The organism is Clostridiales bacterium, assembly GCA_030016385.1.
In the GTDB taxonomy this organism is placed as follows: Bacteria; Bacillota; Clostridia; order Clostridiales; family Oxobacteraceae; genus JASEJN01.
This window is the reverse complement of sequence record JASEJN010000023.1, coordinates 1-14,854: the sequence shown is the minus strand read 5'-3', so window position 1 is coordinate 14,854 and position 14,854 is coordinate 1. Positions and strand designations below refer to the sequence as shown.

The following is a 14,854-nucleotide window of genomic DNA, read 5'->3' as shown; positions in this document are numbered from 1 at the left end:
CTTCAACTGCTATGGTTTTCAAATAATAAAGTCCCGAATAAACTTTATCCGGGACTTTATTATTTTATTCATTGTCCGTATGTTCTTTGATATAATCAACCACTTTACCGACAGTCGGGAACTTTTCTGCCTCTTCATCAGGTATTTCAATATCAAATTCCTCTTCTAAAGCCATAATAAGTTCAACTATATCAAGGGAGTCAGCTCCTAAATCATCTACAAATGATGATTCCGTCGTAACATCTTCAGGATCTACCCCTAATTGTTCAACAATTATCTCCTTTACTTTATCAAATACCATAAAATTCACCTCCCTTCATAATCTTTATCTTTCGGAAGAAATTTTATATAATGATAATATTACATAACTATGCTGCCGTCAATATTTATTACCTGCCCGGTTTATAATTTAAGTCTTTACGGCTTAAAATGGTAGCACAATTTGCGATATCTTTCAATGTCCCAATGCTTTTCGGGTGTATATTTTATATTTGAAGAATATATACATCCATGCTTTTCAAAGGTATTTTATCCATATATTCATTTTTTATTTTGGCAGGGAGGTTATAAGCCATATTTTCATGACAAACCATGCCGCAGCACCGTTAACACTGGTCTTCCATCTTTTGGATATCAAATCTGAGTGTCAAGCCCGGTATCATCGTCTGTCTTTATACTGGCTTTTATTTGTGCTGTAACGTCATTTTCCACAAACAGTTTTGCCTGTCCTATGGCATTTTTGATCGCCTTTGCATTAGAGCTTCCATGTGCCTTGATTACAGCACCATCGACTCCCAGAAATGCAGCACCACCCCTTTCAGTAAAGTCAAATCTTTTCTTCAGCCTCTTAAAAGATGGTTTTAACAATAGCGCTGCAAATTTGGATACAGTATTACTCATCAATTCGGTTTTTAAACTGTCAAATATAAAGAAAGCGGTACCCTCGAAAAATTTCAAAATCGCATTGCCTACAAAACCGTCGCATACCAAGACCTGTACATCACCATTCGGTATATCCCTCGGTTCAACATTTCCTATAAAATTGAGATCGGATTTTTTAAGCAGCTGGTATACGGCTTTTGTAAGTTCATTTCCCTTTTCTTCCTCAACGCCGTTATTTATAAGTCCGACTTTAGGATTCTTGAATTTTAAAACTTTTTCAAAATAAATAGCACCCATAATTGCAAACTGCATTAAATATTCCGGTTTACAATCTACATTTGCACCTATGTCTAAAATCATATATGAACCGTTTTTACCAGGGAAAATAGGCGCTAATGCAGGTCTTTTCACACCTTTTATTCTTTTTATATACATGATTGCGCCAGACAATATTGCGCCTGTACTGCCTGCTGAAATGAAAGCATCGCCCTTGCCTTCTTTCACCAATTTCATTCCAACGGATAGGGAAGAATCTTTTTTCCTTCTTGGAGCCATTGCAGGATCCTCATCATTTGTTATAACTTCGGTAGTATGTACAATCTGTATTTTTGAAATATCATATTCATATTTCGACAGCTCATTTTCTATTGCACTTTTATCTCCTACGAGTATGATATTGACGCCATATTCCCTGACGGCATCAATACATCCTTCGACGATAGCAGAAGGCGCATTATCTCCTCCCATTCCATCAATTACTATATTCATTGTTGTCCCTCCTTTCCTAATTGCCTGTTTGGGGCATTTTATTGTTGCCTGTGGCCCAATTTATCCACCTTCAACCGTAATATGAACTTACTTTGGAATATTTGTCGCTGCTTTATATAATATCATAACCCATACAAAAAAAGAAAGTCAACTGACTTTCTTTTAGCGGGTACATCTAAATTATTTCAATAATATTATTTATTTTCTTCTACTTCTATTACAGCTTTACCCCTATAATAACCGCAGTTTTTGCATACTCTATGCAAAAGCATAGGCTCATGACATTGAGGACACTCAATTATGTTCGGCAAACTCAATTTCCAATTTGCCCTTCTTGATGCAGTCCTTGCTTTTGAAAACCCTCTCTTTGGATTACCCATAATGACACCTCCTTAATTACTTTTGAAAAAATCCCCCAAAACAGAAAGCCTGGGATCTATTTCCTTATTAGTACATTTGCACTTCCCCAGGTTCAAATTGGCACCGCAATGGGGGCACAAACCTTTACAGTCTTTTCTACACAAAAATTTCATAGGCAACGATAACAATATATTATTTTCTATTATTTCAGTAAGGTCTACGAAATCACCTTCAAAGTACAATACATCGTCCCTGTCTTCTTCCGCATCTTTATTAGACAATTCTTCTTCGAAGTCAACATCCATTTTATATTTAAATGTTTGAAGACATCTTGAACATTCCGGCATCAATTCGGCCTTTAAATTGCCTTTCATATAAAGATGATCTTCTAAATTAGTAATCAATGCCTTTACTTTAACAGGTAAACCGATATGAATATTGCTGCCCATATAAACAAAATCTTTCAAGCGTACTTCTCCGTCAAATTCCATGCTTGAATCTTGATTTTTTAATATTTTTGAAACATTGATTTTCATACGCTCACCTCAAACGGCACATAGATAATTATATAAACAGAGCTAATAAATGTCAAGGAGTAAAATTGCCGCATATTTCATAAATGAGCATTATGAAAGTATTAAATTACAATAGTTCCTTCGATTCGTAATATGAACTTATGTTATTTTGAACACTCATTCGGCAGATTCAAGTTTTGTAAGTTCTAAGGTCAGCAGCCTTAAGAATCCAAGAGCTTTTGAAACTCGTTTCACTCAGACAATCAAAAGCTCTAAGGATTCTTATGCGGCAGCAGGCCGAAAACTTATCAAAACTCTCATAATGCTCATTCGTCGTTCAAAATAACATAATCCTATTTATGCCCGATTTCAAATTGCGAATCAAAATTACAATAGTTCCTATAATCTTTCAACAATCTCTTTTGTGTCCCTTGCAATCAAAAGCTCTTCATTCGTCGGAATCACAAGGACCTTTACTTTTGAGTCAGCTGAGCTTATGTCGACAGCCTTACCCCTTATTCTATTCTTTTCTTTATCTATTTTTATTCCAAGATAATCCATATTTTCACATATGTGTTCCCTTGCGCGAGGTGAATTTTCACCTATACCCGCCGTGAATACCAAACAATCGAAGCCGTTCATTGCTGCGGCATATGCTCCGATATATTTTTTGACTCCATAATAGAATACATTCAATGTAAGCAATGCCCTTTTATTTCCCTTTTCGGCAGCTGCCTCAAGATCCCTTGAATCGCTGCTTATACCCGAAAGGCCTATAAAACCTGATTTTTTATAAATAATCTTATTGACTTCCTCTATGCTGATTCCAAGATTAATGACGAGATACGGGATTATGGCCGGGTCCACGTCACCGCATCTTGTACCCATTACAAGCCCCTCAAGGGGAGTCAGCCCCATACTGGTATCTACACATTTTCCGTTCAAAACTGCGGCAACGCTTGAGCCGTTCCCGAGATGGCATGTTATCGTCTTTAATTTATCATAGGGCCTGTTCAGCATCTTTGCAGCCTCATGCGACACATATCTATGGGATGTGCCGTGGAAACCGTATCTCCTTATAGCGTACTTTTCATATAATTCATAAGGAAGTGCATACATATAAGCATAATCGGGCATTGTCTGATGAAATGCCGTATCAAATACAATCGTCATAGGCGTATCAGGCATCAAAGCCTTGCAGGCATTTATGCCTGTGATACTTGCGGGATTGTGCAGCGGTGCAAGGGCAGCGCAAACTTTGACAGCATTCATGACATCAGGGGTTATTAAAACCGACTCTGTATATTTATCTCCTCCATGCAGGACCCTGTGGCCCACGGCGGATATTTCAGACATCGAATCGATTACGCCGTGTTTTTTATCAACAAGCTCATCGAGCACCATTTTTATTCCTGTCTTGTGATCCGGTATAAACATGTCTATTTCAACTTTTTCTTTTCCCGTCGGTTTATGAGTCAACTTTGAACCCTTAATCCCGATCCTCTCTACTAATCCTTTCGCAAGCACTATTTCCCCATCCATATCGATAAGCTGATATTTCAGAGAAGAACTGCCGCAATTAATTACCAATATTTTCATCTGTTTTTCTCCTTTATGATTATAAATTCTGCGCCTGTACGGCAGTTATTGCAACTACATTTACTATATCTTCAAAACTGCAGCCCCTTGAGAGATCATTTACAGGTTTTGCAAATCCCTGGCATACAGGACCTATCGCTTCAGCACCTCCGAGACGCTGAACCAATTTATATCCGATGTTTCCAGACTGAAGATCAGGGAAAATCAAAACATTGGCCTTTCCGGCAATTAAACTTCCCGGCGCCTTTAATTCGGCAACCTTAGGAACTAAAGCGGCATCCGCCTGCAGCTCCCCGTCGATTTGAAGATCCGGTGCGATTTTTTTAGCAATATTTACGGCCTCGGTTACTTTATCTACCAGATCATGTTTAGCGCTTCCCTTTGTTGAAAACGAAAGCAGCGCCACCCTAGGATCGATTCCCACAAGTGTCTTCGCCGTTTTAGCCGTAGCTACGGCAATCGATGCAAGCTGCTCCGCATCAGGATCAGGATTTACGGCACAATCGGCAAAAAGAAGTATTCCATTTTCTCCATAATGTTTATCCTGAACTATCATAATAAATGTACTTGATACAATCGATATTCCAGGAGCAGTCTTTATAACCTGAAGTGCAGGCCTTAAAAGATCACCTGTTGAATGTATGGAGCCTGCAACCATTCCGTCGGCATCGCCCGACTTTACCATCATCGTACCGAAATAGAGCACATCCTTGACTATCTTATTGGCGTTTTCAAGAGTCATGCCTTTCTTTTTCCTGAGTTCATAAAACCGCTCAGCATACTCTTCAAATTTCGGAGATTTCAGGGGATTTATAATCTTTGCACCCTCGATGCTTAAATGCAATTTCGATGCGGTGTTCGTGATTTTTGATTCATCGCCTAAAAGCACTATGTCGGCGAGCCCTTCTTTAACAACCTTCGATGCTGCTTCAAGCACCCTCGGCTCCTCTCCTTCTGCCAAAACTATCCTCTTTTTATCAGCTTTGGCCTTGTTCCATATTTGTTCCATAAGATTCATAAAAAACACCTTCCCATCTAAAATATTAGTTTTATTTATTGTGCCGGATAAGACATTTTTCCCAATTCAAGAAAAAGTTCATGAACCGGCATCCAGAAGTCAAGTTAAATATTTATCCAATACGTCTTTTTTTATTTTGTACCATATTGCCAAATATATCAATAGTTATAGTGTAAAATTATACAGTCCTTAAATTGCAATATTAAATATCACCAATTTTATATTCAATTCGTAATATGAGCTAATGTTGTTTTGAGCACTCATTTGTCGCTCAAAACAACATTATGCCTGATTTCAAATTACAAGTTGAAGAATAATATATATACACTCTTGTTTTATATATTATTTATCTTTATCATATAAAATAATATATAATAAAAATACTGGAGTGATTTATATGTCGTATCTTGGAATAATTGCAGAATATAATCCTCTGCATAACGGCCACTTATATCATTTTAATACCTCTTTGGATATAACTCAAGCTAAATATTCAATTTGCATAATGAGCGGCAACTTTGTACAGAGAGGCGAACCAGCGGTCATCGATAAATGGTCAAGAACTCTTGCCGCGTTGAAGGCGGGATTCGACCTTGTTTTGGAACTTCCCGTAATATATTGTACACAAAGCGCAGAGATCTTTGCATATGGAGCAGTGTCTATTTTAAACAGCTTAAATATTGTCGATTATTTATCATTTGGAAGCGAATGCGAGGATATTGACATCCTTAAAAAGATCGCATACGTGTTTGCAAATGAACCTGAAGAATATAGGAATATTTTAAGACAGGAGATGGATGCGGGCAATTCCTTTGCGTCATCCAGAGCGAATGCATTTATGAAATATATAAAAGGCGGTTTTTCATATGGTGACGCCGATAATATTAAATCCATACTTCAATCTTCAAATAATATACTGGCATTGGAATATCTAAAATGGCTTATAAGGTTAAAGAGCCCTATCATTCCGGTATCTGTAAAACGCATCGGCCCGGATTATAACGATCAAAATATTCAGGATGGAAATTTTGCAAGCGCTCTTTTCTTAAGAGAAACTGCGAAGAATCATGATTGGAAAATACTTTCTCATTATATGCCTCCATTTTCTATGGATATTTTGCGGCAATGCATCAATTCGGGAAAAGCTCCTGTAACTGTAGATAATTTTACATCGGCGATATTGTGTAAGCTTCGCCAGATGCCATTGCATGAAATTTCAAGTATAATAGACGTCTCTGAAGGGCTTGAATACAGGATTAAAAAAGCCGCCTCCCAAAGTGGAAGCATAAGCGAACTCATACATAATATTAAATCAAAGCGTTATACTGAAACAAGGATCAAAAGAATACTGCTGCATTCTCTTCTGGGAATGACTAAAAGCAGCCTTACACCTCCTGAGTATATAAGAGTGCTCGGTTTTTCCGAAAAAGGCAGGCAGGTGATCCATAAAATCAAAGAAAGTTGTGCCCTTCCCGTCATTACAAATATGTCCGACTATAAAGAATATAAGGATGAACGATTCAAGAAAATGGTCGCCATGGATATACTTGCAACAGATATCTATGTTACAGCATATTCTAAAGAACAGGACAGGACAGGAGGTTGTGATTTTTTAAAGGGGCCTATAATGGTTTAATTTATAAATTAAAAATGGCATATATGGTACCATTGGAAATATAAATATAATGTTAATATTTATAAACTGGACCATTGTATGATTTATTTAATATCCGGAATAATCATCTTAATACTGATACTTATATATGTATACGTAAGGCATTTTACGGCAGATTTGTCTGTAATAGGCAAAATGATACTGTCTCTGTGCATAATATTATTTGCAGGCGCCATAGTATTAAATCCGGAAGAATCATATGCATCTGCTCTGGATGGCCTTAAAACATGGTTTAATATAGTTTGCCCGTCGCTTTTGCCATTTTTTATAGGCGCAGAATTGCTGGTGAATTCAGGTATGGTAAACTTCATAGGCGCATTGCTGGAGCCTGTAATGAGACCCCTTTTTAATGTTCCCGGATGCGGTTCGTTCCCATTTGTGATGAGCATTACATCAGGCTATCCTGTAGGATCAAAAATCGTGGCCGAATTATACAATAAAAAGCTGTGCAGCAAGACTGAAGCGCAGAGGCTTTTATCCTTCTGCAGCACATCAGGGCCTTTATTTATGCTAGGAGCCGTTGGCATAGGTATGCTTCACAACAAATATTACGGCGTAATAATTGCGCTCTCCCATTATTTGGGGGCGATTACAGTAGGTTTAATATTCAGATTTTACAAATCTAAAGATACTGGAAAAGCAACTAACAATAAAACGAGCATAAAAGACGCGGTAAAAAAACTTTTGAAATATTATGCAGATGATAAGCGTCCTGTGGGATTCCTATTAAGCGATGCTGTAAAAAATTCTGTAAACTCCATCTTGACTGTAGGCGGATTTATCATAATCTTTTCCGTAATAATCAGGCTTCTCATATTATCCCATATTACAGATGCGCTATCTTCCTGGCTTTATGCGATATTCCACTCGACAGGCATAAACAGGCAAATAATCACACCGATCGTCAGCGGATTTTTTGAGATCACAGTGGGGTCAAAGCTTATCTCTTCATCCCATGCCATCTTATATCAAAAAATAGCCGCCATATCAGGTATAATATCATGGAGCGGCCTTTCGATAATAGCACAAACTGCCGGCATGATAAGCAATACCGATCTTAATCTGAAGGTATATGTATTCTGTAAATTCCTTCATTCGATTTTTTCATCTATATATGCCCTTTTGCTTATTAATTACACGAATATGCCATATATATCCAATATAATAAGCGTATTCGGTCAGAATAAATACCAGTATGATTCCGGTCTCTGGATAAACAACCTGATCTTTTACACCGGAAGATTTTTAAATATAACATTATTGCTGCTGGTTTTTTCAATAGCAATAAACATAATCAGACATTGGATGAGAGAGTCCAAAAGTTAATTTATCTTTTTTAATTCTTTGATATTTTCTTTGATCTCCGTCGCTTTTTCACTCACATTGCCCTCAATGGATTTTATTATATCGACTACATCGGATTGTACTTTGTTCAATAATTCGGCAGTGTCATTCTGCATTTTTAAAGAGAGAGCCTTTCCGCTCGTATCGATATTTTTTTCCAGGTCTTCAAGCAACTGATTGGCATATTCCCTTGCCCCAAGCCTGATATCCTTCGCCTTTTTTTGGGCATTGTTTATTATTTCGGCTGCCCTTCTGTTTGCTTCCTCGGTTATATCATGATGCTCTATTTCCCTTTTAAGCCTTGCGTCTGTCTCCTTTAAAATAGCCTCTGCCTGCTTTTGTGCTTCTATCAATATCCTCTGCTTTTCTTCGGTTATCCACTTAGCCTGCTTGAACTCATCGGGAAGCTTTAATCTTATCTCCTGAAGCATGTCCAACAAATCATTCTTATTGAGCATCACCTTCCCTGTGAGCGGTATCGATGACGAATCCTGTATCATATCCTCCAGCTGGTCTATCAAATCAAGTATATCCAACAAAATCACTCCCCATTTTCTCTTACTTTTTTTATGACTTTTGTGATTATTTTATCAGGGACAAGTCCCTTTATGCATCCCCCGAATAAAGCGATCTGCTTAACCGCGCTTGAACTTAAATAAGAGTATTTATTATTTGTCATCATAAAAAGTGTTTCTACTTCAGAATTTAATTTATTATTCAATAAGGCCATCTGAAACTCATATTCGAAATCCGAAACGGCTCTCAATCCTTTAATTATAACCTTTGCATTTTTTGCATTCATGTAATGGATCAACAAACCTGAAAAGCTGTCGACTTCAACATTGCTTATGTCCACTGTTACCTCCCTTAGCATTTCTACTCTTTCTGCAACTGAAAATACGGGATTCTTCTGGGGATTTTCAAGCACTGCCACGATTACTTTATCAAATATATGTGCCGATCTTTCTATTATATCAAGATGTCCATTTGTTACGGGATCAAAACTTCCCGGATATACTGCGATTTTTTGCATTTTTATTCCTCCGCGATTCTGTAAAAAGATAAAATAGTATCTCCATATTTATTAAATTTATACCTTTTTATATTTGAAACTTCGTCCGGCAATATATCCTTTGCGTCATGCTCTGCACAGACTATGCCGTTGGATTTAATTATTTGAGCCTCTGTTATCTTTTTCAAAACTTCTGGGATAATATCCTTACGATATGGAGGATCAATAAAAATTATGTCAAATATAACTTTTCTCCTGCTCAATATATCTATTGCAGTTAAAGCATCGTTATTATATACTTCACAATATTTCTGATAGTTCAAGAGGTTAATATTTTCATTTGCTATTTTTATGCTCTCCCTACTTATATCTATAAATACTGCAAGAGAAGCCCCTCTGCTTACGGCTTCCAGCCCTAAATTGCCAGTTCCTGCAAACAGATCCAACACTTTTGCATCAACGACTTTATTACCTATAATATCGAATAATGATTCCTTTACTCTATCGGAAGTCGGACGGATATCAGATCCATTCGGAGAAATAATCCGCCTGCTTCGCGCATCACCCGCTATAATTCTCAATTTTTTGCCTCCAAAGCCCGGAAAAATTTGGATTGTTTTGTCATCTAGTATATATTATTTTATATTTTAGCATATTTATTTAATTCTTACAAAATATTAATCATAAAAGTGTGTATAAAGATAATATTTAAAAACAGATGCATAAAAAAAGCGAATATGCTAATCATAAATAATGTATTAAATAAATTCCCCATAGAGCTCTTCCTTCAATTTCTCCTCTTCCTATACGGGATTTAAAATCCTGTATAATATGTGGGGCGGCAATTTTGTCCCCCACTTTTTTCGTAAATTTTTATAATGTGATGCTATTATCGCAGATTTCAAATTTGTTACCGGTTATATTGCGAAGCATACTGTATTCTTCGTCATAATATATTCTCCCGGACTTTACGAGTTCACGAGCCAGTTTGTTAGTCTCTCTAAGGATGTTTATATCTTCGAATAAATTTGCTATTTTTAACTCTGGAAGCCCGTGTTGCCTTACTCCGAAAAATTCTCCCGTCCCCCTGAGACGTAAATCCTTTTCGGATATTTTAAACCCGTCACTGGTTTCACTTATTATTTTCATTCTCTCTTTCGATATTTCGTTTTCCATATCTGCGATCAGTATGCAGTAGGATTTATACTGGCCTCTTCCGACTCTTCCCCTTAATTGATGAAGCTCTGATAATCCAAATCTGTCGGCACTTTCAACCACAATAACAGATGCATTAGGTACATCGATTCCAACTTCAATAACCGTTGTAGATACCAGCACGTCTATTTCTCCATTTTTAAACTTAAGCAGCATATCATCCTTATCCTCCGATTTAAGCCTGCCGTGTACCAATCCGATCCTAATACCCTTCAAATAATCCTTTTTGAGCTTTTCTGCAGTATTTATTGCAGATTCTATATCTAATGTATCAGAGTCATCTATTATGGGGCATACAACATATGCCTGCCTGCCCTTTTGAACTTCGGATTTTACAAAATTATAAATCCTTCTTCTCATAGCAGGCCTTACAACATAGGTTTCTACCTTTTTCCTTCCTGGAGGAAGCTCATCTATGATTGAAACATCGAGATCTCCATAGATAAAAAGCGCCATAGTCCTTGGAATGGGAGTAGCCGTCATAACCAATATATCAGGCTTATCACCCTTCTGATTCAAAAGAGCCCTCTGCCTTACTCCAAATCTATGCTGTTCATCGGTTATGACTAACCCTAAATTTCTAAATTCTACATCATTTTCGATGAGAGCATGTGTCCCAACTATAATATCTATTTTCCCTGCTTTTAATTCATATTTAATCTCATCTTTCTTATTCTTGCTTTGGCTGCCGGACAACAGTTTTATGCAGATATCGTACCCCGCAAAGAGAGATACCAGCGATTCAAAATGCTGCATTGCCAGTATCTCGGTGGGAGCCATAAACGCCGCCTGATATCCGTTTTTAACGGCATTGAAAAGCGCTATTTGGGCAACAACTGTCTTTCCCGAACCTACATCACCCTGTACAAGCCTGTTCATCTGCTTGTCGCTTTTCATATCATTCAATATTTCATTCACTACTCTTTTCTGGGCATTCGTAAGCTGAAACGGGAGAGCCGATATGAAATTCTTAAGCTCCTTTGATATTTTGAAGCTTATACCCTTGTACCCTTCTATTTTATTCCTTTCCATCATAAGACCCAGCTGCAATATCAAGAGTTCATCAAATTTCAGCCTTTTTTGGGCTTCATTTAATTCATGGAAACTTCCGGGAAAATGTATATTCGATAGTGCCTGATTTATGCCCGTAAGCCCATACCTTTTCAGTATATCCGACGGCATTATTTCATCCATGATATTTTCATCTGAATTTAATATATTTAAAATTGCATTCCTTATTAATTTCTGCGATAGATTCTTTGTCAAAGAATAAACGGGTACTATTCTATTCTTCATATCGCGACATACTTTTTCATATTCAGGATTTATTATCTGTTTATCCCCATATATGCATGAAACTCTTCCGTAAAATATGTATTCTTCGCCGGGTTTGAAATTTTTGCCTATATATTTTTGATTAAACCATACACCGGAAATGAATCCTGTATCGTTCTTTAATACTACCCTTGTAATATGCTTTCCACCGGACGTATATTTGCTATTATCAATAAGATATACTCTTCCTCTAACAGCGGTTTCATCCCCATCAGACAAACTGCTGACAGGCTTTGTGAAATTCCAGTCCTCATACTTCCTTGGAAAATGCATAAGCAAATCCTTTATAGAAAATATGTCTAGCCTGTTCATCATCTCCGATGTTTTCGGCCCTATACCTTTAATTGTCTGTACAGGTTTTTCTAACTCCAGCATTTAAGATACCTCCGTACATACAAACATTTGTTCACTTATATTCTATATCAAAAAAATTTTTTTTAAACTAAAGTATTGCGTTTAAAATTATAGCAGTCATATAATGGTATATTTTATATTTGAAGAATATTATTTCAATCGCTAAGCTCACAGCCTTAAGAGTCTGTAAACTTGTTCAGGGCAGAATCAAAACTCGCTTCGCAAAAGATTGATTTTGCTAATCCTGAACATGCGTTAACAGACTCTAAAGACTTTCCGCTAATTGCTCTTTCCATAATATTCTTCAAATAGTTTTGATACACACTTTTATCGAGATTGTTTTGTGCATTAAAAAACCGGCATGATGCCGGTTTATTCAACAGATATTATAAAATAATATAATGGCTGACCTCCGCTATAGGATTGTATTTCACAGTTTTTATATTTATTCTTTAATGTATCGGCTAATTTTTCCGCATCATCTTTGCTTGCGTCTTTTCCATAAAGAATAGTTATAAGTTCGTCATCATCCGATACCATATTTTGTATCAAGTCTTCGGCTACTTGAAGAATGTTTCGTCCGGTACAGCTTATCTTGCCATCTAAAAGCCCTAGTATATCCCCCTGTTTTATTTCCTTATCGTCAAATATTGTATTCCTTACAGCATAAGTTACCTGTCCGGTCTTTACATAGTTCATGGTCGAAGTCATAATCTCTATATTCTCTTTGCTTTTATTTTCAGGATTGAACACCGTAAGGGCAGAAATCCCCTGAGGTATCGTTTTTGAAGGTATTACATAAACATTTTTATCGGATAAAGTTGCCGCCTGTTTGGCTGCCATTATTATGTTGCCATTATTCGGCAATATATAAATCTCGTCTGATTTTATGGCATTAATGGCGTTTAAAATATCCTCGGTGCTCGGGTTCATAGTTTGTCCGCCTTCAATCACGTTACAAGCCCCTAAATCCTTAAATATATTTTTGATTCCCTCGCCGGACGCCACTGTTATGACGCCTGCTTTTAAAGAATCCGAAGTATCATCATCTTCCGATGGAACTGGGTCGTCTTTTACATCCTGATTATTAAAATCTATGATACTTCTATGCTGTTCTCTCATATTATCGATTTTTATCCTGGTAAGCTCTCCTAATTTGATCGCTTCAGACAAAACCTTCCCCGGATCATTCGTGTGGATATGAACTTTTATAATTCCCGAGTCTCCTACAATTACCTGTGAATCCCCGAATGGAACCATATGCTGCCTGAACTTCTGCACATCATAATCGGTATTTTTAATTATGAATTCCGTGCAATATCCATATTTAATTTCCTGCTGCACCCCAGTTTCCTGGACATGTTCCTCTTGTGCTTCCGGCTGAATATCGCTTATCTTTACATCTTCGCCTCTTAATGCTCTCTGTATGCCTTTATAAATATATATAAGTCCCATTCCGCCCGAATCCACTACTCCGGCTTTTTTCAATACCGGAAGCATTTCAGGTGTTTTATCAAGAACAGATTGAGCATATTCCACCAGATTATTCATCAACAAATCTATCTCGTTGATGCTCTTTGACAGTTCTACGGCTTTATCGGCCGTTTCTCTTGCAACAGTCAATATAGTCCCTTCTGTAGGCTTCATAACAGCCTTATATGCCGTATCAGCCCCTTCTTTTAACGCATTTGAAAAATCCCTGGCATCTATCGATTCTTTTTCCCTTACTTGTCTTGCAAAACCTCTCAGAAGTTGCGATAATATAACTCCGGAATTGCCTCTTGCACCCATCAATGATCCGTTTGCAGCAGCATTTGCAACATTCGGAACGGTGTCTATCTTTATTTCCTGCACTTCCTTTAATGCTGAATTCAACGTCATGGACATATTAGTGCCAGTATCACCATCAGGTACAGGAAAAACATTTAATGCATTGATTGCTGATTTATTATTCTGAAGGCAACCTGCAGCTGAAACAATCATTTTTTTCAACAGTTGCCCATCTATTTTCAACAATTCCAATTTTTAACCTCCCTTATATAGCTATACTCTTATGCTTTGCACGTTTACTACCACTTTTTTAACTTTCAACCCTGTGAGGCTTTCAAGAGTATACTTCACTTTTTGAATTATATTGCTGGCAATAACAGATATTTTCGTACCGTATTCGACTACAATGAAAAGCTCGATTGTCAGTTCATCGTTTTCACAGCTTACTTTTACACCCTTGCTTAGATTCTCTCTTTTTAAAAGTTCAACAAGGCCGTCTGTAGCCCTTCTTGATGCCATACCGACAACTCCATAGCATTCCATGGTCGAAATGCCTGCAATATTAGCAATCACTTCATCTGAGAATACAATATTACCAAGGTTGGTTACTATCTTGCACGCCATAAATTTACCTCCCCTTTTGAGCATTTGATAGGCTATTAGAATATATTATCAAATTTGCACAAACTATTCAAGATATGTATTTATTATATCATTATTATTATATAAATATCTTGAGTTTCCGCATATTTATCCACACCACCTGATTTAAGAGAGAACAGTTGTCCACAGATTTTAGAAAATGCTTAAAATATAAGGAATCTTCCTCTCTTTTGGTGTAAAATAAAGTTGAGAAGCAAAATTCTACTAAACAAAAAAAAGGAGGATTCCCTATGTCCTATTTTACATCAAAAATCTATTCTTTGAAACGAGAAATTCTAAACTTTACAAATAAAGTTTCTCGAAAACTCACCAAACCTAATCGCAAGTTTACAGCTGACATAACA

14 protein-coding genes are annotated in these 14,854 nt (G+C 36.9%); 2 read left to right on the top strand and 12 right to left on the bottom strand.

Going from position 1 to position 14,854, the window contains the following annotated elements; genetic code table 11:
• Positions 1-64: 64 nt before the first annotated feature.
• From acpP to pta, 6 genes are all read right to left on the bottom strand, one after another.
• Complete coding sequence (gene acpP / locus QME45_07210; GenBank protein ID MDI6618452.1) at positions 65-301, bottom strand: acyl carrier protein; 237 nt, start codon at positions 299-301, stop codon at positions 65-67.
• Between the two features lie 332 nt (positions 302-633).
• A complete protein-coding gene (plsX, locus tag QME45_07205; GenBank protein MDI6618451.1) occupies positions 634-1,650 on the bottom strand; it encodes a phosphate acyltransferase PlsX in 1,017 nt (338 codons plus the stop codon).
• Positions 1,651-1,844: 194 nt separating this feature from the next.
• Positions 1,845-2,030 (bottom strand): 50S ribosomal protein L32, encoded by a 186-nt coding sequence (gene rpmF / locus QME45_07200; protein ID MDI6618450.1) that lies wholly within the window; start codon positions 2,028-2,030, stop codon positions 1,845-1,847.
• A 12-nt stretch (positions 2,031-2,042) separates the two neighbouring features.
• Positions 2,043-2,546: a DUF177 domain-containing protein gene (locus QME45_07195; protein ID MDI6618449.1), complete on the bottom strand. Its 504-nt coding sequence runs from the start codon at positions 2,544-2,546 to the stop codon at positions 2,043-2,045.
• A 378-nt stretch (positions 2,547-2,924) separates the two neighbouring features.
• Entirely contained in the window at positions 2,925-4,124 is a 1,200-nt protein-coding gene (locus tag QME45_07190) for an acetate kinase (GenBank protein ID MDI6618448.1), read from the bottom strand.
• A 19-nt stretch (positions 4,125-4,143) separates the two neighbouring features.
• Positions 4,144-5,142 carry a phosphate acetyltransferase gene (pta, locus tag QME45_07185; GenBank protein MDI6618447.1) on the bottom strand — a complete coding sequence of 333 codons (999 nt, stop codon included), beginning with the start codon at positions 5,140-5,142 and terminating at the stop codon, positions 4,144-4,146.
• 397 nt (positions 5,143-5,539) lie between these two features.
• On the opposite strand from pta, the gene QME45_07180 reads away from it, so the two are divergent.
• Positions 5,540-6,778 (top strand): nucleotidyltransferase, encoded by a 1,239-nt coding sequence (locus tag QME45_07180; GenBank protein ID MDI6618446.1) that lies wholly within the window; start codon positions 5,540-5,542, stop codon positions 6,776-6,778.
• 78 nt (positions 6,779-6,856) lie between these two features.
• Positions 6,857-8,143 (top strand): sporulation integral membrane protein YlbJ, encoded by a 1,287-nt coding sequence (ylbJ, locus tag QME45_07175; GenBank protein ID MDI6618445.1) that lies wholly within the window; start codon positions 6,857-6,859, stop codon positions 8,141-8,143.
• Here the strand turns inward: ylbJ and QME45_07170 are convergent.
• The 6 genes from QME45_07170 to QME45_07145 form a co-directional block, all read right to left on the bottom strand.
• A complete protein-coding gene (locus QME45_07170; protein ID MDI6618444.1) occupies positions 8,140-8,697 on the bottom strand; it encodes an ATPase in 558 nt (185 codons plus the stop codon). The genes ylbJ and QME45_07170 overlap by 4 nt on opposite strands.
• 5 nt (positions 8,698-8,702) lie before the next feature.
• Positions 8,703-9,194 carry a pantetheine-phosphate adenylyltransferase gene (gene coaD / locus QME45_07165; protein MDI6618443.1) on the bottom strand — a complete coding sequence of 164 codons (492 nt, stop codon included), beginning with the start codon at positions 9,192-9,194 and terminating at the stop codon, positions 8,703-8,705.
• Between the two features lie 2 nt (positions 9,195-9,196).
• Positions 9,197-9,754 (bottom strand): 16S rRNA (guanine(966)-N(2))-methyltransferase RsmD, encoded by a 558-nt coding sequence (gene rsmD, locus QME45_07160; protein MDI6618442.1) that lies wholly within the window; start codon positions 9,752-9,754, stop codon positions 9,197-9,199.
• 292 nt (positions 9,755-10,046) lie between these two features.
• Positions 10,047-12,098: an ATP-dependent DNA helicase RecG gene (gene recG, locus QME45_07155; GenBank protein MDI6618441.1), complete on the bottom strand. Its 2,052-nt coding sequence runs from the start codon at positions 12,096-12,098 to the stop codon at positions 10,047-10,049.
• Positions 12,099-12,449: 351 nt separating this feature from the next.
• On the bottom strand, positions 12,450-14,099 hold the full coding sequence (locus QME45_07150) for a DAK2 domain-containing protein (protein MDI6618440.1): 1,650 nt from the start codon (positions 14,097-14,099) through the stop codon (positions 12,450-12,452).
• Positions 14,100-14,120: 21 nt separating this feature from the next.
• Positions 14,121-14,471, bottom strand: coding sequence for an Asp23/Gls24 family envelope stress response protein (locus QME45_07145; protein ID MDI6618439.1), 351 nt, complete (start codon positions 14,469-14,471; stop codon positions 14,121-14,123).
• Between the last annotated feature and the right edge of the window lie 383 nt (positions 14,472-14,854).

Excerpts from the sequence above, each read along its gene's own strand:
- acpP (MDI6618452.1), bottom strand. The coding sequence starts at position 301 with ATGGTATTTGATAAAGTAAAGGAGATAATTGTTGAACAATTAGGGGTA.
- plsX (MDI6618451.1), bottom strand. The coding sequence starts at position 1,650 with ATGAATATAGTAATTGATGGAATGGGAGGAGATAATGCGCCTTCTGCT.
- rpmF (MDI6618450.1), bottom strand. The coding sequence starts at position 2,030 with ATGGGTAATCCAAAGAGAGGGTTTTCAAAAGCAAGGACTGCATCAAGA.
- QME45_07195 (MDI6618449.1), bottom strand. The coding sequence starts at position 2,546 with ATGAAAATCAATGTTTCAAAAATATTAAAAAATCAAGATTCAAGCATG.
- QME45_07190 (MDI6618448.1), bottom strand. The coding sequence starts at position 4,124 with ATGAAAATATTGGTAATTAATTGCGGCAGTTCTTCTCTGAAATATCAG.
- pta (MDI6618447.1), bottom strand. The coding sequence starts at position 5,142 with ATGAATCTTATGGAACAAATATGGAACAAGGCCAAAGCTGATAAAAAG.
- QME45_07180 (MDI6618446.1), top strand. The coding sequence starts at position 5,540 with ATGTCGTATCTTGGAATAATTGCAGAATATAATCCTCTGCATAACGGC.
- ylbJ (MDI6618445.1), top strand. The coding sequence starts at position 6,857 with ATGATTTATTTAATATCCGGAATAATCATCTTAATACTGATACTTATA.
- coaD (MDI6618443.1), bottom strand. The coding sequence starts at position 9,194 with ATGCAAAAAATCGCAGTATATCCGGGAAGTTTTGATCCCGTAACAAAT.
- recG (MDI6618441.1), bottom strand. The coding sequence starts at position 12,098 with ATGCTGGAGTTAGAAAAACCTGTACAGACAATTAAAGGTATAGGGCCG.
- QME45_07145 (MDI6618439.1), bottom strand. The coding sequence starts at position 14,471 with ATGGCGTGCAAGATAGTAACCAACCTTGGTAATATTGTATTCTCAGAT.